We start from the raw sequence: 25,285 nt of genomic DNA, 5'->3' as shown, positions 1-25,285 counted from the left end.
GATAAAATTACGGTAATTCTGCGAATATATTTAGAGGTATCTATTAACATATGCCGGCAATTCTCCTGAAATCTACCGAGCTGCGCATCAATATTGACCCGGAAGCGCTTGGATTTAAAGACACTTCAGCGTTATTGCAGTTCCCCCTTTCATGGATTGGTCAGGAACGCGCAAAAACCGCCGCAAGTTTCGGGCTGGCTATGCAATTGCCTGATTACCACCTGTTTGTCCTTGGCGAAGTGGGCAGCGGACGGTCTTCATTATTACTGCAGGCAATGATCGAGACCGCAGAGAAAAGTGCTGTTCCCCCGGATTTATGTTATCTCTACAACTTCACTACACCCGAAAAACCTGTTGCTTTGCGCACACCCGCCGGACAGGGGCGTTTGCTGCGCAACTCTCTGGAAAAATTGACGGCAACACTGTTTGATGAAATAACACTTTGCCTGAATGGCCGGGATTTTAAAATCAAACAGGACCGCCTGTTGAAAAAATTCAAGACAGCTGAAACAGAACTCTATACGCATCTGGATGCGTATGCAGAAGAGAGAAATTTTTCCATTCGTCGTGAAACCGAACAAATCGTGTTCACGATGCGCGATAACAAAGGAAAAATTCTGACCGAAGACGAACTTTTTAAACTGCCGAAAACACAACGGGCCAAAATAGATCAGACCGAACAGGAATTACATGCCGAGATTACCAGGTATTTTGAAGCAATCAAACGCGTTGAGAATGATAAAAAAAACGCGCTTGCATCACTCAAGCGCAATAATATTCAACCGATTCTCGATCAACGTTTTAACAGCCTGCGTAATAAACTACATTCTGCACTCAAGAAAAACAGACGGCTAACGCTTTTTCTGGAACAGGTTATACAGGATATTCTGGATAACCTGTCCCTGTTTGAATCGGCGTCCATTGAAATGGACCCTGCCACCGGCCCGGAACAACCCGACACACTGGACGAAATATTATCCTGCTACCAGATTAATCTGGCAGTGGACAATTCCGGACTTAAAGGCGCACCGGTCATTGTTGAAGATAATCCACACATCCATTCACTGTTTGGCAACATAGACTACCAGTTTGAAGAAGGTAAAGTTAAAACCGATTTCATGCATATCCGGGCCGGCAGTCTGCATAAAGCGCATGGCGGATTCATTATGCTGCATTTAAGCGATCTATTGTCAGATCCGATGCTCTGGACCAGGCTGCGGCGTTTGCTACGCAGCAAACGGCTGCAGATTGGAGAATCGGCATCCACATTCGCAGCAAATATCCCCGTTTCAATTGATCCGGAAGCTGTGGATATCAGTATTAAAATTGTTTTAATCGGATCACGTGAAGATTATTACTATCTGCAATATGAAGACCCGGAGTTCATTCGCCGTTTTCGTGTAAAAGTCGATTTTACCGACAGTTTCAAATCAAATCCGGAAACTTATCACGCATCTTCCGTTTTTGTAACGCATATATGCCAGTCAAAAAAACTGCCACATTTTTCCGCTGCCGCAGTGGCTCGTCTGCTGGAGGAATCGCACCGTGCAGTCGATGACCAGACGCGACAGAGCGCAATATTTGCGCGCATGGAAATGCTTGTTCTGGAAAGTGCGGCACAGTGTAAGGCCCGTGGAGAAAAATTAGTGGAAACTGCCGATGTGGCGGCCGCGCTGCAGACACGCGCCGTTCGTCATAATGCACCGGACCAGTGGCTGCAGGAAGCTATTACCGATGGCGACATACTGATCGCTCTGGACGGCCAAAAAATTGGCCAGTTGAACGCGATTACCCTGATTGAAATGGGCGACTACTGTTTTGGCGCACCGGTACGCGTAACCGCACGCACCTTTGCCGGAGAAAACGGGCTGTCGAATATTGCACACGAAGTTGACATGTCCGGACCGATTCATGATAAAGGCGTATTGATACTACATAACTACTTATCCGCTTTGTTTGCACATATAGCGCCGCTTGCATTGAACGCATCCATCGTTTTTGAACAGGAATACACAGGCATTGAAGGTGACTCAGCATCTTGCGCCGAGTTTTATGCACTGCTTTCTTCATTATCCCGCATTCCGGTTAAACAAAGCATCGCAATAACCGGCGCATTAAACCAATACGGCGAAGTTCTCCCTGTCGGCGGTATCAATGACAAGATTGAAGGTTTTTTCAATATCTGCGCAAGAAGTGGTTTAAATGGTGAACACGGGGTTTTGATTCCGCACCGTAACAAAAGACATTTGATGCTCAACCATGATGTCATTGAAGCCGTTGAACAAAATCTGTTCCATATTTACACCATGCAGCATGTAACAGAAGGTCTCGAATTACTGACCGGCGTTCCTTCCGGAATATCGCAAAAAAGAAAAATAAAAAAATATTCTGCCAAAACAGTCCTGGGCCGTGCCGAAAAAACGCTCATCGATTTTCGCTTTGCCTGCCAGACGTTTCATTCCAGGCCGGATACGACTTGAATCATTCATCTTTTATCGTGCAGCGCTACCAGCACCTGTGCTTTCAGCGATTTAATCAATCGCATTTCGTTTGTCGTGATGCCTTCATGCGCAATGACCGATCGATCCGCATAAATCAAGCCGACTGGTTTGTCTTGCTGAACAACCAATGGCAACAGAATAAAACTCTTGGTATGCGGTAGTAGTGTTGTGTGCCAGTCCGGCAACGCATTACGGATTTTGGGTTCTGTTGCATCGGAAATGGACAAATCGACATTTCGTTTTATGGCCATACTGAATAAATCGCTGGATTTAATATCCGGAAAAACAAAATTATCGCGGACTTTTTCGTGATTAAATCCAAGAGAATTTCTTGCCCGGAACTGATTGGTTTTAACATCTTTCAGACAAATGGTGACAAATTTAAAACCCAGACTGTTGTAGTATGTTTCCAGCACCAGCATCATTAAGGAACTGAGATTAAACTGACTGGAAGCAAGCATTTCTGAAACTTCCTGAATACCCGTTAACAACCGGTCAGCCGCATTATAAGGTTTGCCGCTTCTTTGACAGTCTTCTGTCTGCTGTACTGTTTCGGTATCGAAAACCCGACAGTTTGAAAACTCAGTTTCCGAGTCAGCTTCAGTTTCACTGTAACATGATTTTTCCTCTATTCTATCATCAACCTGCAGGCTTGAAATCTGACTGCAGACATTCTGAATCTGTCCTGAAGATTCTTCGACCAGGGCTTTTAATCTGGCAGCATCGAGATGCAGCGCTTTACCAAAGCGGCTTAACAAATCATCGGTTGACGGTACTTGGATAGCTGTAGTATCTGGTGCAGCCATTAACGCTGCATGATTACTGAGTTCAGTCACCTGCTGCATCCATTCATTCCGGTTTTTAGGGGATTTAAGAAATTTACCCGGCAACAGCTTCATGGCCTGAATGATCGAATCCGGAATATTCCATTTGCGCAGCGCATACTCTGTTAACCAGTGAAAGGTGCAGCCGAGCTTCTGTAAAGAAGCACGTGCTTCCGTATATTCCTTTTCTCTGGCCAGCGCCATCGTCTCATGATACAGACGGTCATCATAAGCGGCCACAATGAGCCGTCCTATATTTCTAAACAGCGCAGCAATCGTCACTTCATCCGCGTTTGGATAAGCACTGCGTTTAGCAAGACTGCGTCCGATCAGACTGGCCGACAGTGCCAGCATCAATTCTGTGCGCACGGCTTTGGCATGTTTGTGCGGCATCCTGTCGACCATAATCATAGCCAGTGCACAGGCTTTAATCGTATTCAACCCCAGTAACTGAATCGCAGCCGAAATACTGGTGACGGCCATTGCCGATGAACGATACGTAATTGAATTGGACAATCGAAGGATTTTCAATGTCAGCGACGGATCCAACAAAATGAAATTGCTCAATTGTTCCAATGACTGCTCGTCTGAAGAAGTCAATTGAATCACTTCGGATATAGCATTGCCAAGCGTCGGCAAATCGGGATCGTTCTGGATCAGGTCAATCAGTTTGTCCTTGATTGGTATCACTTCATTTTCATTTGAGGTATTCATCAGGGCGTATTGGAATTAAGTTCATCACTGTTTTTATTGATCAATCTGACTGTATCTTTTTCAGTCAACACATCGCGTGATCGCTTTACAAGTCGATTAATATCAAGTGAAAATACACTATAATCACTCGTCTGGAAATTTGCTTACCAAGACCGTGACCAACCCATCGGCTCGATACCGTCCTGTTAATGCACACATTAATAGTTATTTACGGCAGAAAAAGCAATAATTAAGCGAAAAATTTGTCAAAACCGCAATTTTATTCGAAAATTTTGTCTGAGTACCCCTAACGTTTAAACATGCAGACAACTTGAAACAGTAACCGTGTTGCAAAATGACATATAATAAAACGCCATAGCGTCATCGTTTTATTATATGTGTTTGTGCCTTCGCGATGAGCCCCGGATAATTATTGCATTGTATGTCTAACCCGTTTACACGCCCTTCCCCCGGAAAAGTTTTACGTTATTGCAGTTATGCAGGATCAAGCGATTCATTCGTACTGGCACAACTCGCGCAGCAGACAAAGCCATTAGCCATTATCACAGCCAGTGCACGCGAAGCACAGCGTTTACTGGAGGAAATACCGTTTTTCAATCCTGAATTACAGATTCACTTGCTGGCCGACTGGGAAACACTGCCTTACGATACATTCTCACCGCATCATGACCTGGTTTCAGAACGGCTGGCAACGCTCTATCAGATCATGAACAAATCCTGTGATGTTCTGATCGCGCCGTTAACGACAGCGTTGTACCGCATTTTGCCGCGCGAATATCTGGCTGCGCACTCATTCTTTCTCCAGAAAAATGATGTACTGAATATTGACGCATTGCGCAGCCAGATGACCATGGCAGGTTATTCACACGTTACGCAGGTATTCTCGCCTGGCGAATATAGTATACGGGGCGGGCTGATCGACCTGTTTCCAATGGGCAGCGCCATACCCTATCGTATCGATCTGCTGGATAATGAAATCGACAGCATCCGCACTTTTGACGTAGACACCCAGCGAAGTATTTATCCAGTCAACGAAATACGCCTGCTGCCTGCACGCGAATTTCCTTTGGACGAGGCCGGCCGGACATGTTTTCGCAGCAAATTCCGTGAAAAATTTGAGGGCGATCCAACCAAAAGGCAGATTTACAAGGATGTCAGCAAGGGTATCGCACCGGCCGGTATCGAATACTACCTGCCCCTGTTTTTCGACCAGACCGCCACATTGTTTGATTATTTGCCGCAGGAAACAGTACTCTGCCTCCATCAGGACGTGCGACCGGTACTCGATGAGTTCTGGCACGACACCCAGTCCCGCTATCAATTGCTGCGGGCTGATCTCGACCGGCCATTACTTCCCCCCGAAGAACTGTTTTTATCCGCCGATACGTTTTTCGGCAGATTGAAATCCTACGCCCGCATCGAAATACTGCCAGAGGCAGAAAGCAAAAAAGCCGAACCACTTGCAACTTCTCCATTACCGCCGATCGCCGTCAACCGTTACGCAGATAATCCATTGGCGCAGTTGACTGCCTTTGCCGACGATTACACCAGCAGCGGCGGACGTGTGCTGGTGGTTGCCGAGAGCAAAGGCCGGCGAGAATTGATCGCAGAATATTTTAACCAGCATAACCTTTATCCGCTGTTGTGTGAGAACTACGCCCAATTTCTCTCAAGCCCGCAGCCCTTTATGCTCTGCGTAGCACCGCTGTACAACGGGTTTATTCACGATACAGAAAGGTTCGCTTTTATTACCGAAAGCGAATTATATGTTGCATCACATGTTCCCGGGCGCCGCGAAAGAGAATCACGCAAAACCACCGCGGCCGATAATATTTTGCGCGACCTGTCCGAAATCAAGCCCGGCGATCCGGTTGTTCATGAACAGCATGGCATCGGCCGCTATTTGGGACTGGTCAGCATGGATCTCGCCGAAGATGAGAATGGCAGCCTCAGCGAATTTCTCTCACTGGAATATGAGGGCGGTGATAAGTTATACGTGCCTGTTTCACAGTTGTATTTGATCGGCCGCTACAGCGGCGCATCACCGGAATCGGCGCCATTGCATAAACTGGGCAGCAGTCAATGGGACAAAGCCAAGCGTAAAGCCATGCAGCAGGTACGCGATACCGCTGCCGAACTGCTTAACTTGTATGCGCAACGCGCTGCAAGGCGGGGGCACGCATTCAAGTTCAATCAACATGAATATGAAGCGTTTACGGAAGGTTTCGGCTTCGAAGAAACCGCGGACCAGGCTGCTGCCATTCATGCTGTCCTTGCGGATTTAAAGTCAGAAAAACCAATGGATAGGCTGGTCTGCGGCGATGTTGGGTTTGGCAAAACCGAAGTCGCGTTGCGCGCGGCTTTTGTGACTGTGGCTGACGGCAAACAGGTTGCAGTTCTGGTACCCACCACGCTGTTGGCCGAACAACACTTTCAGAATTTTTCCGACCGTTTCGGCCTGATCGCTGATCAATGGCCGGTAAAAATAGCAGAACTCTCACGGTTCCGGTCGACCAAGGAACAAACGCAAACCCTGGAGGCACTTGCACGCAGCCAGATCGATATCGTCATCGGCACGCACAAACTGATACAGAAAAGCGTCAAATTCAAAAACCTGGGTCTGGTGATCATCGATGAAGAGCACCGTTTTGGCGTGCGCCAGAAAGAACAACTCAAAAAACTGCGCGCTGAAGTCGATGTACTGACACTGACAGCCACTCCGATTCCACGTACTTTGGCGATGTCGCTGGAGGGTCTGCGTGATTTCTCCATCATTGCAACTGCACCGCAGCGCCGACTGGCAATCAAAACATTTGTCAGTAATTTTTCCATGGCGCTTATTCGCGAAGCATGTCTGCGGGAACTCAAACGCGGCGGGCAGATTTACTTTCTGCATAATGAAGTCAATACCATTCGGTATATGCATGACAAACTTGTCGATCTGCTGCCCGAAGCGCGTATACAGATTGCCCATGGCCAGATGCGCGAACGTGAACTGGAGCATGTGATGCGCGATTTTTACCAGCAGCGTTTTAATGTCCTGTTATGCACCACCATTATCGAAACCGGTATTGACGTGCCCAGCGCCAACACCATTATCATCAACAACGCCAACAAATTCGGACTGGCGCAACTGCATCAACTGCGCGGACGCGTAGGGCGTTCTCATCATCAGGCTTACGCTTATCTGCTAACACCCGATATGCAGACGCTCAGCGCCCAGGCCAAGAAACGTCTGGAAGCAATTCAGGCAATGGAAGAATTGGGATCAGGCTTTTATCTGGCCATGCATGATCTGGAAATCCGCGGGGCGGGTGCGGTGTTGAGCGAATCGCAAAGCGGCGAAATGCAGGAAGTCGGTTTCAGCCTGTACAGCGCCATGCTCGACACCGCCATTCAGTCGCTGAAACAGGGTCATGAACCCGACATGGAACACCCCCTCGGGGTTGCAACCGAAATCAACCTGCATGCCCCCGCCCTGCTCCCGGAAAATTATTGTCACGACATTCACGAGCGTCTTGTCCTGTACAAACGCATGGCCAATTGCGCCGACAACGAACAGCTCGACGATATTCAAAGCGAGTTGATCGACCGCTTTGGACTGCTGCCCGATCCAGCCAGGGCTCTGCTCGACTGCCACCGCCTGCGCATTGCCGCAAAACCGCTCGGCATTATCCGCATTGACGCCAGCGCTGAAAGCATACAAATACAGTTCACACCCGAGCCGCCGGTTGATCCCGCCAGAATTATCCAGTTGATTCAAAGCGGCCGTGAATATTCCCTCGCCGGACCGGACCGGCTTAAAGTCCAGGTGCAAATACCTGAAGTCAAAAAAAGGGTTTTACGGATTCAGCGTTTGATGCAATCATTGAATACAGGCAATGCGGCTGCCGAAAACTGACTGACGCCAGCATGCAAAAAAACAGCGCACCGTGTGATTGAGCAATCCGGCATTTTGCACTGGAGAAACGGTTTGGCGTTTCGCCCGGGGTTTCAAAAGAGAAATAGACCAGTATCCATAGAAATGCATCAGATCTGTTTGTAGCGATAGTCATGCAACACGAAACAAAAAGTTCTGCTGCACCTGATTTACAGTCTAACGATGTCCGGCGTTGTGACCGGGTGTGTTTCGGCGACCGTAACTGCGGTCAATCCCGGTTTTTCAAGCAATTATGTGGAAGAATGGCTGCGTTCCTGGAGCATTGCTTTTCCGGTAGGCTTTGGCTTGTTGCTGCTAATCTCGCCATTTTTAAAGCGCACTGCCGAAACTATCGTGACAAGGCCAAATAGCACCACTGGCAATTCCGATACAAAACCATAATTCCGTTACAGCTGAGTTAAGTTGGGTTGAGCCGATCCGGACCCTGGGGTGCGCTATACGCTTGAACATAGAAAAGATTTAAAAACCTGTTGGCGTTTTAGCTGAAAAATTTGAACGTATCTGATCTTCATGGAACGAGCAGACTACACGACCATACGGCGTGTTTACCCCGGACTTCGGCTTTTAATGGTTTCACTTAGGTTAAAATAATGGCATCCCCAATATACTTGCCATCCTGAATTAACTAGAATTTCTACCATGATGACGTTAATTAAAGGAGCGCAGCCATGAAAACCGGAATTTTGCAAAATATAAACATTGCAATCGTTGCTGCGGTGGTATTTTTTGCTTTACCAGTGAACGCGATTGCGGCAGGACAGGATATTAAAACCAATCATGTCGATCATGATGCGCTAGTACATTACTATGAGGCGCAGGCCAACGAGATGCTGGCAAAAATCGATGAACAGATCGATGCGCTCAAACATAAATCACGCAGCAGCTATTTCGGCAAGCACGGTCAGGATATTAAAAAACATGTGAAATATAAAATTCACGAATATGAAAAAGCCGCGGTAGAAAATATGGAAAAAGCTGCCTATCACAAGAAAATGGCTGAAAAACAAGGAGACAAACCGGTTTTTGCTGATTCTGGCAACACCAAAAGCTGAGCGGCTAGCGCTTAGATAATCATAGATAATAAAAGACCCGCTCAGGTGGGTCTTTTATTATCTGCGCAGGCTATATTGTCACGCTATTGCCAGGAAAACCGGGGTCATTTCAATGATACAAATTGACGGTATTTGTTCAGCTCTCTCCTGTTCAACGCAGCGCATTATTCTGCGTTGATTGATGATGCTTCTCACGTATCAGCACATGCGCAAACACTACGTCGGCCTTTTCCTCGATCTCATTATTTTGAAAGCTTGCCGGCAGTCCGGTGCGGTTATCCCATAAATAATTCTTGATGAATATCTTGACTTCATCGCGCGTACTCTGCTTGGCGGCAAAATCCTGAATCTGCGCCAGTTGCGCCTGCAGGGTCTGGTACAGGCCGGTCGCTACCTGCTTCAGCCGGTCAATTTCCTGCCGGGATAAATCAGGCTTGAACAGCAGATCGAACAATGCCAGTGATTCTTCGTCAAGCTTTTCCCGGCCAGCGCGCCTGCCTTCCTCATCAAGGTTCTCTGCAAAACGCATCATGTCTTCAAATGTCTGTTCGATGGTGGCGCGGTTTTTCTCACGGTTATAGGCTTCGATGATCTGCTCAAAATGTTTCTGAAAATCGATTCGGGTGGGATTCTGTTGCATCATTCTGAACAGCTTCTTTTCAATTGCCATCTTCAGATCGTGAACAATCGTGTTCTTGGCGCGGGCGCGTTCGAATTCTTTCTTTAGCCGTTCAAAGTTGATCCGGCTGATATCGTACAGCGCCCGGTCTTCTCTAATGCCAGGTTCATTATCGGAGGTTACCGGTTCAATGTTTCCTTCAATGATGCGGTGCAGTTCGCATATGATGTTTGAGATGTCTGCTTTTTCAACGCCTTCCTGCAGTTTTTTGTAAATGATGTTGACGGCGTCGTAAGCATGCCGATACCGGTTAATGTCCTTGATGGTCAGGCACGCCCTGAATTTCTTGAACACTTCACGGCAGATGATTTCAAAGCGCTTGCGGGTTTCATCGTTCTGATTGACCGCCTCCCTGGCGTCAACAATGGCCCTGTTGCGGTCAAAGCCTGTTTTCTCCAGCACGTCTTCAAGCCTGAAACCCTGCGCCTGTAAAAATGCCCTGACGCTGTCAATGGCTTCTTCAAGGTCTGCGAGCAATTCTTCTTCAGGACGCACCGGATCAATCTCCGGCGGAATGCCGCCGCCATCAGTCATACCCGCGCCCTGATGCCCGGCGAATGTCGCCAGCGCCTTGCGCAGATTCTTCAGGATGCCGCAGTAATCGACGATCAGCCCGTTATTCTTGCCTTCATGCACGCGGTTGGCGCGCGCGATGGCCTGCATCAGCGTATGCGCTTTCAGCGGTTTGTCGAGATACAGCGTCGACAGGCTGGGCACGTCAAAGCCGGTCAACCACATGGCACAGACAATCGCCACCCGGAACGGATGGTCTTCTTTCTTGAACGCGGTCTCGATATCGATGCGCTTGCCGTCACCGGTTTCAAACCCTTGCTTGATCAGTTTACGGTGCGGGGTGATCTCCAGGTTCCATTTGCGGAACTTGTCCACTTCGCCCTGTTCTTCACTGACCACCACCGCCATGCGCGTCCCCCGCATCCAGTCGATCTGGCGCGACAAATCTGCAGCTGCCTGTTCATCCACAGCTTCCAGCTGCTGTTCAAGTTCGACGATGCGCTGGTTCCAGCACGCCAGAATCAATCCATGCATGCGCACGCAGGTGACTTTGTCGATGCAGACCAGCATGACCTTGCCGGTTTCCCACTGAGTGCTGTAATGCGTGACAAAATCTTCGGCGATTTGCTGCAAGCGGCTTTCTGCGGTGATCAGGTGATAATCGCGCTTGAGTTCGTTTTCCAGCCGGGTGGCGGTATCGATATCGTCGATCTCGATTTCCTCGAGCTTCTCGGCAATACGCTCGTTCAGTTCGCTGGTGGCGATACCGAGTTTCTCGCCGCGCGCGTCGTAATACAGTGGCACGGTGGCGTTGTCTTCCACTGCACGTTGAAAATCATAGGTCGAGACATATTCACCAAATACGCGCCGGGTGATTTCGTCGTCCTTGAACAACGGCGTGCCGGTAAAACCGATATAACTCGCCTTGGGTAACGCATTGCGCAGATTTAATGATAAGCGGCCATACTGCGTGCGGTGCGCTTCATCGGTGATGACGATCACATCGTCACGGTCTGAATAGGGGTCGTCCGGATTAACATCCTGATTGAATTTCTGCACCAGCGTAAACACATACGCCTTGTGCTGGTGGCTCAGCAATTCTTTTAGATTATCACCCGATCCCGCGCGGCACGGGTCGCGGTCATTGTCGACCAGGCCGCAACCGGCATAGGTTTTATAAATCTGTCCATCGAGATCGTCACGGTCGGTGCAGATCAGAAAGGTAAAATTGCTGCCCAGCCGTCGGTGAATCTTGCGGGTGAAGAACACCATCGAATACGATTTTCCCGAGCCCTGCGTATGCCAGAAAACGCCGAGCCTGCCGTTACGTTCTTTTCTGTGCTTCACGGCATCGATAGCGCGGTTTACGCCGAGATACTGGTGATTGCGCGCAACAATCTTGACCATCTTTTCCCTGCTTTCGTCGAATACAATGAAATTCTCTAACAGATCGATAAAATTGCGCTTGTTGCACACGCCTTTGAGCAGGGTTTCCATATCCACCACGCCGGGCTCGTCTTCGGCCAGCCGCTTCCAGTCATTGAAATGCTCAAAGCGGCTTGAAACTGAACCGATTCTGGCATCGACGCCATTGGCCAGAATAATCAGCGCATTGTGGTGAAACAGATGCGGCACGGTGTCTTTGTAATCGCACAGGTTTTTTTCAAACGCGTGACGGATGTCTTTGTGCAGCGTCTTGCATTCGATGAACAACAGCGGCAGGCCGTTGACAAAGCCGACAATATCCGCGCGGCGGCGGTAAATGTCGCCGCGCACCCATAGTTCACGCACGCACAGGAAGTGATTGTTTTCCGGCTTCTCGAAGTCAAACACTTTCAGGCGTTTCTTTTCCAGCTCGCCCTTGCTGTTGCGGTATTGCACCAGCACGCCGTTTTTAACCCGCTCATACTGCTCGCGGTTGATCTGCAAGGTATTTTGCGTCACCGGCGCGTCAACCATCTGGCGCAGTGCGTCCTGATACGCCGCACCGGGCAGGCCGGGATTCAGCTTTACCAGCGCTTCATTCAGATAACGGGTCAGCACCACATCCTTGTCCGACTGCCGCCCTAATGTACCTTCAGTACCAAAGGTTTCGCTGTTATACGCAAACACGCTGTCCCAACCGAGCTGTGTTTCAAGATAATCGGCGGTGGTTTGCTGTACCAGCGTGTCTTCATTCAGGGGACTCATTAGAGAGGTTTTATTCGCTGAGAATGCATACAGGTTCTGTTTATTGATATCTGACTTTCATGTGTTTATTGACAGCATCGTTCATGGCTTTGACTGAGACAGCTTTTCTGTCAGCCTGATGCAACATACAGAAAACGTCATCCACTTTCCTTGAAACCGGCCGGATAATCGCCTCTCCTTTTTCGGTAACAACGATTTCAATTTTATCGCCTGTTTTCAAATTCAACGATTCCCTGATTTGTTTCGGAATCGTCACCCGCCCTTTCGATGTTAATGTTGTCAATGCCATTTTCTTTTCCTTTTTTCTGATAAAAATTTCATCAGACGGCAATTTCTCCGTTCATAAGTTTGGGGAGGAGGAGGTCGCGGGCACGAGTAAGGTTATTATTTTGATCGCTTAATACAACAATTTGATTTGTGATGTTAGTAATAATATCTTCAAATTGTTTTGTGATTATTTTGGGAGGCAGTACTACACTTAAAGCAGATACTAACGATTTTTTAAGTTCCTTTTGATTTGTAGCACCCTCTCCCATATCTTCAAAACGACATTCTAGTTCCATTAACGAATAACCAAACCATAACTTATCTACATTGTCTTTAGGGCGCACAATAGTGACGTGGGTATCAACTGTGCACTTATTTGGATTCGTCCAACATTGGGCAACACGCCCAAGGGTTCCTGTGCCAGTTGAATTAATTAGTACATCTCCATACCGAATCAACTTCTTCTCGTCGACTTCTTTATCTTGCCGACGTACAAGATTAAAAGATAACAGTCTATTTCTTATGCACTTCTGATTTATGACTATAAATTCACCTTCATCATCGTACTTTGGCGTCATCCCTCTGCTTAAAAAACTAGCAAGATTTCCTATATCTATTTTTTCCCACCCCTCCGGCACACCATCAACGATCTTGACATGCTCATGGCCGGGGTAGCGGAAACGGACAAACCATTCCTTGTAGAGCTGTCGTGCGGATTCTTCCAGTAACGCAATCCGGCGCTTGTTATTTTCGATGAGGCCGTCGTAGGCTTCAATAATTTCGACAACTTTATTTTGATACTGAACATCTGGCAGGTTAACCTTAAAATTCTTAAGCACGGTCAAATTGATATTTGGTTGTGCTGCTTGACCACCACCAATTCCTTGACACATTGCAAAAGTTGCAGGTTTCTTGAAGTGATAATAAATATAGCGTGGATTAACTTCATCCGACTTCACTCTTATAATACCCACCGCTTGGTTAGCATTGGCTGGAACATCTGACTGTCGAACAAAACCGCATTTACCAACATTTGCTCCGGCAATTGTTATCAGAACATCGTTCTCGATCAACTGTGACCTTTTAAGTTTTTCATGTGTCTCATCATCGACAAATGTGAATCCACTACGGTCTAAAGTCACATCACCATTTAGCGCTTCAGCTTTGATGAAGTTGACGCCATTTTCTGTAAAAGGCATTCCATAAGTAGATGGTGTTGTACCTTTTGTTACAATTTTTGATATTTCCCCAATACTTCTTTCAGTCCAACTCACACCCCCAACTCCTCAAAATTCTTCTGAATCTGAGCAGCCAGAATCGCCGCTTCCTCATTCAACCCTTTCAGTTCGATATGAATATCACGAAGCGTTTCCTCGAAGTCGAAGTCCTCGTCTTCCGGTTCGGGTGCGACGCCAACATAGCGCCCCGGCGTGAGGCTCCAATCGTTGACTTTGATTTCGTCTATGGTCACGAGTTTGACCAACCCCTCGACATCACGAAGTTGTGCTTCGGGAAAACGCTCCTGCAACCAGCGCGCCTGCTTGAAGGTATAGCGCACCTGCTTGAGCTGTTCCACCGCTTCTTTACGCAAGTCGTCGAGTGCGTTGAGCAGCCGGTTCAGACCGCGTTCATTGCTGTCCTTGACATGCTTATCAACGAATTTATAGAGCTGGTCGATTTGCTTGAGTAAATCGCGGCTAGTTTCGGCGAGCGGTTCCAGGTCTTTGGCGGCCTGCAACAACCCTACATTATCGCGCGGTGCTTTGGCCCAGACATTGGATTGACCGGTTATGCTCATTTCAAACGCTTTGCGGTCGGTTTTGAACAGACCGATGGCCTGCCGGGTTTCTTCGTCGATGGTGTCCAGTTTGCCGGTCAGGCTTTGCAGCGCACTAATAAAATTCTCGATGGCCGGAATAGATTGTTGCGCCTCATCGAGCGTGGTTTGCAGATAGCTTGCAACCCGTGTGAGAAAGCGCTGCTGCTCACCGCGATGCAGCCAGATGATCGCCGTCAGATTGGCGAGCTGTTCCGGCGAAAAGTCATAAATCTTGCGCGTAACCTTGCGGAAAACATTGCGCGCGTCGAGCATCAGCACTTTGTCTTTCAACTGCGCGGGTTTGTTGCGGTTGAAGAACCACAGTTCGCACGGCACCGAACGCGTATAAAAGAAGTTCGAACGGATCGCGATCATGACATCGACGTCGCCGGATTCCACCAGTTTGCGCCGCACTTCGGCCTCCTGACCGCCCGCGCTCGACGCCTGCGACGACATCACAAACCCGGCACGCCCTGCCGGGTTCAGATAGCTGTAAAAGTACGAAATCCACAGATAGTTGCCGTTGGAGACTGCACCCTTCTTGTTGACGCTCGGCAGACCGAACGGCAGGCGCGGATCGTTCTTGATTTTTTCGGCGTCGACATCGTCGACGTTGAACGGCGGGTTGGCCATGACGAAGTCGGCCCTGCCGCACAGCTCGTGCTGGTCTTCGTAGTAGGTGATGCCTTTCTGGATGTTGCCTTCCAGGCCATGCACGGCGAGGTTCATTTTGGCGAGGCGAATGGTAGTCGGGTTTTTCTCCTGGCCGTAGAAAGTGGCGGCCTCCTGCGGGTTTTTGTGCAGTTTTTCGATAAAGTGCGCGCTTTGCACAAACATGCCGCCCGATCCGCAGGCGGGGTCGATCACCGTGCCGTGATCGGGTTCGATGACGTTGACGATCATCTGCACGATGGATACCGGGGTAAAAAACTCACCGCCGTCATGCGCGCTCTGGTTGGCAAACTGGGTCAGGAAATATTCATAAATGCGCCCGAAGATATCGCCGGTTGCTTTTTTCAGCGCCGGATCGTTGAACGTGCGCAGCAGACTGCCGAGCACATCGTTGTCGAGTTCCTGATATTCGCTTTTGGGCAGAATGCCTTTCAGCGTGTCGTAATCCGACTCGATTGCTTCCATCGCGTTGATCACCGCCTGCGCCCGGTCGTCGCTGTCCTTGAGGCTTACCAGCGTGTCGAATTGCGCTTGCGGTTTCAGATAGATCGCGCTCTTGCTGGAAAAGTCTTCCTTCGTCAAAGGCCGCGTCTGCCCGCCGCGGCGCGGCAGCGAAGCTTCGATACCGGGTTTGACCTGCAGATAGCGGCTGTACGCATGGCGCAGAAAAATCAGCCCCATCACCGGCAGAAAATACTCGTTACTGGCGTAATTGCTGTTGGCGCGCAGATTGTCCGCGCCGCGCCACAGCCGTTTTTCGATGGTTTCAATATGTTCCAGTTGCGTCATTTGATCGTTATCATATCTGCGCATTGTGCAGATACCCTGTTTTTTTTATCCGCTAATGCTAAACTTCCCGCTCATGATGTCAAAAAATGTAAACAATGAAAGCAAGCAGCAGGAATCTGTTTTTGGAGTACCTTCGGCATACGCGCCATACTCGCGGCCGTGTTTTTTTCAATGGCTGATGATATCAAACAAGTCAAGCCCGGGCGTTCATCGACAGAATCATGGCACGTCTGGACAGAATCGAATACCTTCCTGACTTGCGAAACGAAACTTAACGCCGCATTCATAAAGCACAGATCACACTAAAAAAAGCTCTGATGTCTTATTCACACAAACCATCTGATATTATCCGCCCTGAAATCCTCGCACTGAAAGCCTACCACGTCCCGCCCGCAACCGGCATGGTCAAACTCGATGCCATGGAAAATCCGTACGCATTACCGCAGGCTTTACAAAATGAAATTTCAAGCCTTGCAGCCGGCGCGCCGATCAACCGCTACCCCGACCCGAACGCGGCCGATTTGAAAGCGGCGCTGCGCGAGGCACTGACGATTCCGGATCAAATGGATGTCATGCTTGGGAACGGCTCCGATGAAATCATCCAGATTATCGCCATGGCGGCGGCCCGGCCCGGCGCCATTGTGTTGAGTGTCGAGCCCGCGTTTGTCATGTTCCGTATGATTGCGACATTTGCCAATATGCAGTACACCGGCGTGCCATTGACTGCGGATTTTGCACTTGACCTCGACGCCACGCTGGACGCCATCGCACGCCATCAACCCGCCGTCATTTTTCTCGCATACCCCAACAATCCAACCGGCAATTTATTTGACGAGCAAGCTATTCTGAAAATCATTGAGGCCACACCCGGAATTGTAGTCATCGATGAAGCGTATCATGCATTTGCCGGCGCCAGCGTTATGGACAAACTGACTGATTATCCCAATCTGCTGCTGATGCGCACGCTGTCCAAGCTTGGGCTGGCGGGATTGCGGCTGGGTCTGCTCATCGGCCGTCCGGCCTGGTTGACCGAATTTGAAAAACTGCGCCTGCCGTATAATGTCAGTGTGCTGACGCAATGCGTGACACAAAGTGTACTGTGTCACATGGATGTACTGCTGGATCAGGCTGAACAGATCAAAACCGAACGCGCCAGAATGTTTGCCCGACTGACCACGCTGAAAACACTTGAGGTATTTCCTTCCGATGCCAATTTCATCCTGTTCCGCGTAGATAATGCGACCGGCATCTTCCGGAAACTTAAACAGCGAGGTATTTTAATTAAAAATCTTGATCGCACGCACGCCTTGTTGGATAATTGCCTGCGTGTCACAATTGGCACAGCAGAGGAAAACACACAATTTGTTACGGCATTAGAAACGTTATTAAGTGAATAAACTCAGATTCAGCCAGTCCGCGCCACCCGCCTTAAAAGCCTTATCGATCTATGCGTCAGGCCCAAGTCACACGTAACACACTGGAAACTCAGATTACGGTCAGCCTGAATCTGGACGGCAAAGGCAGCGCCGCCATGAATACAGGCATACCTTTTCTTGAACACATGCTCGACCAGATCGCGCGCCACGGCATGCTGGATATTGACATTACAGCCAAAGGCGATCTGCATATTGACGCGCATCACACCGTGGAAGACATCGGCATCACGCTTGGCCAGGCTTTCACCAAAGCACTCGGCGACAAAAAAGGCATCCGTCGCTATGGCCACGCCTATGTACCGCTTGATGAGGCGTTATCGCGTGTAGTCATTGATTTGTCCGGGCGTCCCGGCCTGACACTGAACGCCGAATTCGTACGCGCCCGCATCGGCGATTTTGATGTTGACCTGATCAGTGAGTTTTTTCAAGGGTTCGTCAACCATGCGCTGGTTACCTTGCACATCGATAATCTAACCGGAAAAAACGCGCATCATCAGGCCGAAACCATCTTCAAAGCATTCGGCCGTGCGCTGCGCATGGCGCTTGAATATGACCAGAAAGCCGCAGACGTCATCCCATCAACCAAAGGCATGCTATAAGCTGATCTCACCCACCTCTTTTTCCAGAAATGACCGATATAGCAGTAGTTGATTATGGCATGGGGAACCTGCGTTCCGTCCATAAAGCGCTCGAACATGTCGCACCCGATGCCGCTGTTACCGTAACAAGCGATCCGTTTATCGTCAGCCAGGCTGAACGGGTTGTGGTACCAGGACAGGGCGCGATGCCAAATTGCATGCACGCACTGAACACACACGGACTGCATGATGCAGTCGTAAAGGCGGCACGAAATAAACCGTTTCTCGGCATTTGCATTGGCCTGCAAATGCTGTTTGAAGAAAGCGAAGAAGGTCATGTCGAGGGACTGCATATTCTTCCCGGAAAAGTCGTGCATTTTCCGGCAGAAGCCATGACAATGCCGGACGGACAGAAACTTAAAGTACCGCACATGGGTTGGAATCAGGTATTCCACACGCATGTTCACCCCCTCTGGAAGGGTATCGCCGACAACGCACGGTTTTATTTTGTCCACAGCTATTATGTAGAAACACCGGATACCGCCATTATCGCCGCACAAAGCCGCTACCCTTTCGCGTTCACCTGTGCGGTTGCCAAAGATAACATTTTCGCGGTACAGTTCCATCCTGAAAAGAGCGATCACGCGGGATTAACGCTGCTGCGCAACTTTTCGAGATGGTCGCCCGACATCTAAGACCTCGCGCATTCGCTCATGCTGGCACAGACTAAGGAGTCGTTCATAAATAACTGTAACACCTGGATCGCATCTGGCGGGTACACTGCGGCGTTGTTCGCCGTCGCCATGGCTTGTGCTATGACTGATCCTCCCGCCTTGCATTGCATCCCGCCAGACGCGTCCGATTGTCACACTTATTTATTCGCGGCTCCTAATTCGATTTAACAACTCAACTCTGACTGAATTTGGTATGTTGATAATTCCTGCAATCGATCTCAAGGATGGACACTGCGTTCGTCTGAAGCAAGGCGTCATGGAAGACGCTACTGTCTTTTCGGAAAATCCGGGAGAAATGGCGGCACACTGGCTGGATCAGGGCGCACGGCGGTTGCACCTGGTCGATTTGAACGGCGCGTTTGCCGGCAAACCTAAAAACAAAAGTGCTATTCGCGAAATCGTACAGGCTATTGACAATCAAATCCCGATTCAGCTGGGTGGCGGGATACGCGATCTGGATACAATCGAAAGCTATCTTGACGAAGGGGTAAGCTATATCATCATCGGTACGGCAGCTGTAAAGATTCCCGGCTTTTTGCATGATGCCTGTAATGCGTTTCCAGGTCATATTCTGGTTGGGCTTGACGCGAAAGATGGAAAAGTGGCTGTTGATGGATGGTCCAAAGTAACCGGTCATGATGTAATTGATCTGGCCTTAAAATTTGAAGATTACGGCGTTGAAGCCATTATCTACACCGACATCGGACGGGACGGCATGCTCAATGGCGTTAATATCAAAGCGACTGTCGATCTTGCCAGCAAGCTGACCATTCCTGTCATCGCCAGCGGCGGTATTACTGATCTGGAAGATGTGCGGACATTGTGTTCGATTGAAACCGAAGGTGTCATGGGCGCAATTACGGGGCGCGCAATCTATGAAGGCACACTGGATTTTAAAGCAGCGCAAACACTGGCTGACGAACTACATAATAACGCCGGTTTTTAATGAGACCGCGTTTCTTATTCGTAGGCATGTACTTTCCCATTTTTTTCACTTCAGGCGGTTAAATACATGGGCCTAGCCAAACGCATTATTCCCTGCCTCGATGTAACGAACGGGCGCGTCGTAAAAGGCGTTAACTTTGTCGAATTACGTGACGCAGGCGACCCGGTTGAAATCGCACGCCGCTATGATGAGCAGGGCGCAGATGAATTAACGTTTCTCGATATTACCGCCAGTTCGGACAATCGCGATCTGATTCTGCATATTATTGAAGATGTTGCATCACAGGTTTTTATACCGCTGACTGTCGGTGGCGGCGTCCGTAAAGTCGAGGACGTGCGCAGACTGCTAAACGCCGGGGCAGACAAAGTCAGCATCAATACGTCGGCTGTTCTCAATCCGCAACTGGTCTCAGACGCTACGGGCCACTTTGGCGCCCAATGCATTGTGGTTGCAATTGATGCCAAACGCGTTAACACAGAAAATCATGAACTGCGCTGGGAAGTTTTTACACATGGAGGCCGGACACCAACGGGGATTGAAGTAATTCACTGGGCGCAAAAAATGCAATCATTAGGTGCCGGAGAAATTTTGCTGACCAGCATGGACAGAGACGGCACACGCAATGGTTTTGACATAGCGTTAACGCGTGCAGTCTCGGATGCAATCGACATTCCCGTCATTGCCAGCGGCGGTGTCGGCAATCTGGATCATCTGGTTGACGGCATTCTGAACGGCCATGCGGATGCGGTGCTGGCCGCCAGTATCTTTCACTATGGCGAATTCAGCATCAATCAGGCCAAACAGCGTATGGCTGAAAACGGTATCGAAGTCCGTCTGTAATGCGGTACTCTATCCATGTGATATTGACGGGTTCAGTCAACCTGTCAGTGTACATGACAAGACACGCCTTGCAGGAAATCGTTCTATTGCCCTAAAGGCGCAACGCGCACAATACATCCATAGCCGCTGACAAACTCAGCCACAGGGCGCTACCGTGGTGCCCTGCAATCGCGCTATAATACTTGAAAAGGGAAAACACCCGCTGGCGCGTACTGTGATAACGCCATGCAGTGACGCTGTACCTGACCTGACAATATCTTATGGATTGCGCGCCAGAAGATGCACAAACATTTTATTTTCGCTGTATAGAGATAATGACTTCGACATGGCTAAGTGAAATCAACTGGTCTGATGACGGGCTGGTACCGGTAATTGCGCAGGAAACCGAAGGCGGAACAGTCTTAATGGTTGCCTGGATGAACCGCGAGGCACTGAAATTAACAGTTGAAAAAGGTGAAGCTGTCTACTGGTCCCGTTCCCGCCAAAAACTCTGGCATAAAGGTGAAGAATCAGGCCACACGCAAAAAGTAAAGGACATCCGTCTTGATTGCGACGGCGATGTTGTGCTGTTGCGTGTAGAACAGAAGGGCGGCATTGCCTGCCATACCGGCAGGCATCACTGTTTTTTCAGAAAACTCGACAATAAACACTGGGTCACCACCTCACCTATTCTTAAAAACCCGGACACGATCTATAAAAAATGATGCAACCGACCATACTGCACCGTTTGTCAGAAATTATTGAAATGCGCAAACAGGCTGATGCTGGCAGTTCATATGTGGCAAAATTGCTGCAAAGCGGACATGACAACATACTTAAAAAAATCGCCGAAGAATCTGCAGAAACGTTAATGGCATCTAAAGATGGTGATGCACAACACGTTGTCCGCGAAACGGCGGACCTCTGGTTTCACTGTCTGATCCTGCTGGCGTATCATGGATTGACGCCGGAAGACGTACTGAAGGAACTGGAAAGACGCGAAGGTGTTTCCGGCATCACTGAAAAAGCCGCGCGCAACGTTGGCGATAAAGGATAACACACGATGGAAAATGACAACTGTATATTCTGCAAAATCCTGCGCAACGAAATTCCGGCCCAGATCATTTATGAAGATGACGATCTTATCGCATTCAATGATATTAATCCGGCAGCACCGGTGCATTTTCTGATTATACCCAGAATCCATATTGCATCACTCATGGTGTGTGAAAAAACGCACCAGGCGATACTCGGAAAAATGCTATTATTAGCACCAGCGCTTGCGAAAGAACAGGGTTGTATCGATGGTTTTCGCACAATTATCAATACTGGCCGGGTAGGCGGTCAGGAAGTATTTCATTTGCATATCCATATTATCGGCAGTAAGGAGCGTCTGCCCGCCATGATGCAAAAAAGCTAGTATTGTTCGATAGAACACAGGAGGCAGAAATGGGCACATTCAGTATTTGGCATTGGATTGTTGTATTAATTATCGTTGTTCTGGTTTTCGGCACAAAAAAACTACGCAATCTTGGCGGCGATCTCGGCAGTGCCATTAAAAGTTTTAAAGAGGGCATGAGGGAAACAGATACTGAAAAAAATGCTTCCCAGACTTCAAAGCATGACAGCCTGACATTCGACGACGAGCCTAAAGATATGGGTGCATTTGGTACGGGAACAGCTCAGAATGCAAATAAGCCAGACGAACAAAAATCTGACAGCAACCATCATCAGGCCTCAAGCAGCACTTCCAAAGAAAACCCGCAGTCCAAAACATAACTCGAATTGCAGTGTCAGACGATGCGATGAAATTTATATGCGGGGTACGAAATATTGCCCTGCATCGGTAATTTAGGTATGTCCGAACATTGACAACAGTAATATGTTTGATATCAGCTTCTTTGAAATCCTGATCATATCAATCATTGCATTGATAGTCGTAGGTCCGGAGCGGCTACCACAGGTAGCCCGGACATTGGGTCACTTGATCAGCCGGTGCCGGCAGTTTGTTTACAGCGTCAGGACGGATATTCACAATGAAATGCGCATGGAAGAACTGAAACAAATGCATCACACCATGCAGGAAACCGTGCAATCAATCGAAGATTCCGTACGCAAGGAAATACACGAAGTCAAATCGATGGCCGGATCCGAACCAGGGGAAAATGCAGCGCTGCCACACTCCGATGATACCTATTCGAAATCCGGCGCCGATACGGAAACAACCGCCTCAGAACCCCGCCAGAAATCATCAGATCACGACCAGGCTTCACCTTAGCCTGGCGTAGTCCATATTTTTGGTTCGCGCCTATCTCATGCATATTCAATCTTCCATACCCCGCGGTTAAATCAACCATGACTGTTGAAGGCTCGCTCTTATCGCACCTAGTTGAACTGCGCACCCGGCTGATCCGCATACTGGGCGGACTGCTTATCGGTTTTATACCATGCGCCTTTTATGCCCGGGAACTGTATACCATGCTGGCGCAACCACTGCTAGAAAAGTTGCCTCAGGGTGGACAGATGATCGCCACCGATGTCGCAACACCCTTTTTTGTACCAATGAAAGTCGCGATGATGCTCGCCTTTGTCATTACTTTGCCACATACACTGTATCAGGTCTGGGCTTTTATTGCTCCCGGCCTTTACGCACATGAAAAGCGTCTTGCGCTGCCGCTGGTTATTGCCGGCAGCCTGTTATTCTTTTTAGGCATGTCGTTCGCTTATTTTGCTGCTTTACCCTTGGTGTTTGAGTTCATTACTTATTTTGCACCGGAAGGCGTCGCTGTAATGACAGACATCAACAAATATCTCAATTTTGTCTTATCCATGTTTATGGCATTCGGCATAACGTTTGAAGTACCTGTTGTCGTAATGGTTCTCGTTAAGACCGGTTTTATCACGATTGAAAAACTAAAAGAAATCCGTCCTTATGTCATCGTCGGATCATTTGTCATTGCAGCCATAATCACCCCGCCCGATGTTATTTCCCAATTTATGCTGGCAGTTCCGCTTTGCCTGCTTTATGAGGTTGGCATTATCATTGCCGCGTATACGATAAAAAAAAGCCGGCAAACAGACAAAAGTGCCATGTCGGACAAGTCTGAAAACGACAAAGTATAACAATTAGTACTCTATCCGCATGATATTGCCATTGCTCTTTCTGATTTTTTGAATGCCAACCTTCAGCGTTGCAGAAACTAATCAATTTTTTCAGACTCCAAATGTGAAACATAATCAAGCATAAGGAAATATATGCAATACGGCAAAAAAAATTCGATTCAAGTTGTCCTGACCGCCGTTTTCATTTCTGTAAGTGGAACGACCCTGGCCCAATCCGGCGAAGTCAATGAATCCATAACACAGCAACCCACTATACAGGCGCCGGTGCCCATACCCGGCGTAAAACCCAATTTAAACCTGCCTGCCCGGTCCATACAACGTACAGGCACAGCAATTTCCGGTGCCAGAAACAGCATCAGCATCAAAAGCACCGATGCCGGTATCGTCCATCGCCCTGCGGCCCCATCCGCACCATTATCACCGCTGCCGCAATCAGGATCAAACTGCATTAACTGCGGCATCATTGATTTCATCAATAGCGCCCAAGGTAATGCAATCAATGCCATGGCCAGCGGTATCATTGCCGGAACCATCGCACGAAGAATCGGTGAACATGATACACATCCGCATACCGATCACACGCCCGGCAGACACGCTCACCAGGTACAGCAGCATTATCACGTCGGCGTCACGATGCAAGACGGTAGTCGGCAAATTATCAGTGTGCCCGATGTTTCTCACTTGCACCACGGCGACAATGTGCAACTAATTGACGGTATGATAATACCGGAACAACAAGCCAATCAATAGAAATCATCGGTTCACACTCGATTTCCAAATCAGATGCACTATATGATAAGCATGACGCACACATTTCAATGCCCATGACAACCTACCTATTTATTGGGCATAAATTGACCAGCAATAATGAACACAGCCACGCGCAAGCAAATCGAATTTGCTATAACCGGCATGGCCTGTACAGCCTGCGCTTCCCGTATCGAAAAAAATCTGAACAAACTTCCCGGCGTGGAGACAGCTATCAATTTCACCAGCGAGAAGGCACGTGTTCATTACGATGACCGGTGGATCGGGACAGACGCACTCATCCAGACCATAGAAAAAGCCGACTTTCAAATCGTCCCGTAAACATTGTAGCTGCAATTACACAAGATGACTTGTGCAGTGTGCGCAGGACACATCGAAAAAGCATTAAATACGCTACCCGGTGTCACAGCACAGGTCAATAATGTTGCAACTGAAACAGCCAAAGTCAATTTCACACCAGGTTGACAACGGCAGATCAACTGACCGCCACGGTAGAAAATGCAGGTTATGGCGCAGTGAAATCAGCAATAAAGGCTATGCCGAGGAGAAAGCGCGACAGCCTGCGGCATATCGGCGCCGAATTACGTTTATCCTGGATTTCCGCTGTGCTTACACTACCTCTGGCCATGCAGATGGGCACCATGTTTACCGGCCATGATATTGGATGTATTACCCCGCTGGCTTCAATGACTACTCGCCACACCGGTACAGTTCTGGATTGGCAAGCGCTACGTGGAGGAGGCGCCAATATGGAATACTGGTTGCGCTTGGCACCAGCATGGCGTATCTAGCTTGAGACCGGCGACATCGCACGGTTTGCCGGCGCCGGCAATTATGTTTCGTACTGTCGTTGTGTCGGTAGTGCGCATCTATCCAACGGTAAAAAGAAAGGCAGCGGCAACACCAGGAATGGCAACCGGT

General features: G+C 48.8%; 23 protein-coding genes and 1 pseudogene. 19 read left to right on the top strand and 5 right to left on the bottom strand.

Going from position 1 to position 25,285, the window contains the following annotated elements; all coding sequences use genetic code 11:
• Positions 1-50 precede the first annotated feature (50 nt).
• On the top strand, positions 51-2,480 hold the full coding sequence (locus BMY60_RS06185; protein WP_090332200.1) for a Lon protease family protein: 2,430 nt from the start codon (positions 51-53) through the stop codon (positions 2,478-2,480).
• 5 nt (positions 2,481-2,485) lie between these two features.
• On the opposite strand, the gene BMY60_RS06180 is transcribed toward BMY60_RS06185, so the two are convergent.
• Entirely contained in the window at positions 2,486-4,039 is a 1,554-nt protein-coding gene (locus BMY60_RS06180) for an HDOD domain-containing protein (protein ID WP_090332199.1), read from the bottom strand.
• 421 nt (positions 4,040-4,460) lie between these two features.
• Between BMY60_RS06180 and mfd the strand changes: the two genes are divergently transcribed.
• The 3 genes from mfd (at position 4,461) to BMY60_RS06165 (ending at position 9,031) form a co-directional block, all read left to right on the top strand.
• Positions 4,461-7,940 (top strand): transcription-repair coupling factor, encoded by a 3,480-nt coding sequence (gene mfd / locus BMY60_RS06175; protein WP_090332197.1) that lies wholly within the window; start codon positions 4,461-4,463, stop codon positions 7,938-7,940.
• A 201-nt stretch (positions 7,941-8,141) separates the two neighbouring features.
• Positions 8,142-8,360 carry a DUF2798 domain-containing protein gene (locus tag BMY60_RS06170; protein WP_090332195.1) on the top strand — a complete coding sequence of 73 codons (219 nt, stop codon included), beginning with the start codon at positions 8,142-8,144 and terminating at the stop codon, positions 8,358-8,360.
• A gap of 287 nt (positions 8,361-8,647) precedes the next feature.
• Positions 8,648-9,031 (top strand): hypothetical protein, encoded by a 384-nt coding sequence (locus tag BMY60_RS06165; protein WP_090332194.1) that lies wholly within the window; start codon positions 8,648-8,650, stop codon positions 9,029-9,031.
• Between the two features lie 151 nt (positions 9,032-9,182).
• Here the strand turns inward: BMY60_RS06165 and BMY60_RS06160 are convergent, their stop codons facing one another.
• Genes BMY60_RS06160 through BMY60_RS06145 form a run of 4 tightly spaced genes read right to left on the bottom strand, consistent with a single transcriptional unit; the run spans position 9,183 to position 15,960 of the window.
• Positions 9,183-12,413: a type I restriction endonuclease subunit R gene (locus BMY60_RS06160; RefSeq protein ID WP_090332192.1), complete on the bottom strand. Its 3,231-nt coding sequence runs from the start codon at positions 12,411-12,413 to the stop codon at positions 9,183-9,185.
• Positions 12,414-12,453: 40 nt separating this feature from the next.
• Positions 12,454-12,702 (bottom strand): AbrB/MazE/SpoVT family DNA-binding domain-containing protein, encoded by a 249-nt coding sequence (locus tag BMY60_RS06155; RefSeq protein WP_090332261.1) that lies wholly within the window; start codon positions 12,700-12,702, stop codon positions 12,454-12,456.
• A 31-nt stretch (positions 12,703-12,733) separates the two neighbouring features.
• Positions 12,734-13,954, bottom strand: coding sequence for a restriction endonuclease subunit S (locus BMY60_RS06150; protein ID WP_090332190.1), 1,221 nt, complete (start codon positions 13,952-13,954; stop codon positions 12,734-12,736).
• A complete protein-coding gene (locus tag BMY60_RS06145) occupies positions 13,951-15,960 on the bottom strand; it encodes a class I SAM-dependent DNA methyltransferase (protein ID WP_090332259.1) in 2,010 nt (669 codons plus the stop codon). Before BMY60_RS06145 ends, BMY60_RS06150 begins: the two co-directional genes overlap by 4 nt.
• Positions 15,961-16,277: 317 nt before the next feature.
• Here BMY60_RS06145 and hisC point away from each other — a divergent pair, with 317 nt between their 5' ends.
• From hisC to BMY60_RS15670, 15 genes and pseudogenes are all read left to right on the top strand, one after another.
• Complete coding sequence (gene hisC, locus BMY60_RS06140) at positions 16,278-17,357, top strand: histidinol-phosphate transaminase (protein WP_090332189.1); 1,080 nt, start codon at positions 16,278-16,280, stop codon at positions 17,355-17,357.
• Positions 17,358-17,407: 50 nt separating this feature from the next.
• Entirely contained in the window at positions 17,408-17,995 is a 588-nt protein-coding gene (hisB, locus tag BMY60_RS06135) for an imidazoleglycerol-phosphate dehydratase HisB (RefSeq protein ID WP_090332187.1), read from the top strand.
• A 29-nt stretch (positions 17,996-18,024) separates the two neighbouring features.
• Positions 18,025-18,669, top strand: a complete 645-nt coding sequence (hisH, locus tag BMY60_RS06130) for an imidazole glycerol phosphate synthase subunit HisH (protein WP_090332185.1) — start codon at positions 18,025-18,027, stop codon at positions 18,667-18,669.
• A 232-nt stretch (positions 18,670-18,901) separates the two neighbouring features.
• Positions 18,902-19,654: a 1-(5-phosphoribosyl)-5-[(5-phosphoribosylamino)methylideneamino]imidazole-4-carboxamide isomerase gene (gene hisA / locus BMY60_RS06125; protein ID WP_090332184.1), complete on the top strand. Its 753-nt coding sequence runs from the start codon at positions 18,902-18,904 to the stop codon at positions 19,652-19,654.
• A gap of 66 nt (positions 19,655-19,720) precedes the next feature.
• Positions 19,721-20,494 carry an imidazole glycerol phosphate synthase subunit HisF gene (hisF, locus tag BMY60_RS06120; RefSeq protein WP_090332182.1) on the top strand — a complete coding sequence of 258 codons (774 nt, stop codon included), beginning with the start codon at positions 19,721-19,723 and terminating at the stop codon, positions 20,492-20,494.
• 314 nt (positions 20,495-20,808) lie between these two features.
• Positions 20,809-21,198 carry a phosphoribosyl-AMP cyclohydrolase gene (gene hisI, locus BMY60_RS06115; protein ID WP_090332258.1) on the top strand — a complete coding sequence of 130 codons (390 nt, stop codon included), beginning with the start codon at positions 20,809-20,811 and terminating at the stop codon, positions 21,196-21,198.
• Positions 21,195-21,530 (top strand): phosphoribosyl-ATP diphosphatase, encoded by a 336-nt coding sequence (locus tag BMY60_RS06110; RefSeq protein WP_090332181.1) that lies wholly within the window; start codon positions 21,195-21,197, stop codon positions 21,528-21,530. Before hisI ends, BMY60_RS06110 begins: the two co-directional genes overlap by 4 nt.
• Positions 21,531-21,536: 6 nt before the next feature.
• Positions 21,537-21,893, top strand: coding sequence for a histidine triad nucleotide-binding protein (locus BMY60_RS06105; protein WP_090332179.1), 357 nt, complete (start codon positions 21,537-21,539; stop codon positions 21,891-21,893).
• Positions 21,894-21,922: 29 nt separating this feature from the next.
• Positions 21,923-22,114: pseudogene (gene tatA / locus BMY60_RS16185) on the top strand (Sec-independent protein translocase subunit TatA); the annotation flags it as partial.
• 241 nt (positions 22,115-22,355) lie between these two features.
• On the top strand, positions 22,356-22,751 hold the full coding sequence (gene tatB / locus BMY60_RS06095) for a Sec-independent protein translocase protein TatB (protein ID WP_090332177.1): 396 nt from the start codon (positions 22,356-22,358) through the stop codon (positions 22,749-22,751).
• A 77-nt stretch (positions 22,752-22,828) separates the two neighbouring features.
• Complete coding sequence (gene tatC, locus BMY60_RS06090; RefSeq protein WP_090332175.1) at positions 22,829-23,596, top strand: twin-arginine translocase subunit TatC; 768 nt, start codon at positions 22,829-22,831, stop codon at positions 23,594-23,596.
• Positions 23,597-23,728: 132 nt separating this feature from the next.
• Positions 23,729-24,346, top strand: coding sequence for a hypothetical protein (locus tag BMY60_RS06085; RefSeq protein ID WP_090332173.1), 618 nt, complete (start codon positions 23,729-23,731; stop codon positions 24,344-24,346).
• Positions 24,347-24,463: 117 nt separating this feature from the next.
• Complete coding sequence (locus BMY60_RS06080) at positions 24,464-24,685, top strand: cation transporter (protein WP_090332172.1); 222 nt, start codon at positions 24,464-24,466, stop codon at positions 24,683-24,685.
• Between the two features lie 24 nt (positions 24,686-24,709).
• Positions 24,710-24,829: a cation transporter gene (locus tag BMY60_RS16610; protein WP_090332170.1), complete on the top strand. Its 120-nt coding sequence runs from the start codon at positions 24,710-24,712 to the stop codon at positions 24,827-24,829.
• Positions 24,826-25,155 (top strand): hypothetical protein, encoded by a 330-nt coding sequence (locus BMY60_RS15670; protein WP_177166601.1) that lies wholly within the window; start codon positions 24,826-24,828, stop codon positions 25,153-25,155. Before BMY60_RS16610 ends, BMY60_RS15670 begins: the two co-directional genes overlap by 4 nt.
• Positions 25,156-25,285 lie beyond the last annotated feature (130 nt).

This window comes from Nitrosomonas sp. Nm51 (assembly GCF_900111165.1).
Lineage (GTDB): Bacteria > Pseudomonadota > Gammaproteobacteria > Burkholderiales > Nitrosomonadaceae > Nitrosomonas.
The sequence above is the reverse complement of the archived record's forward strand: the minus strand, read 5'-3'. Positions and strand labels throughout refer to the sequence as shown.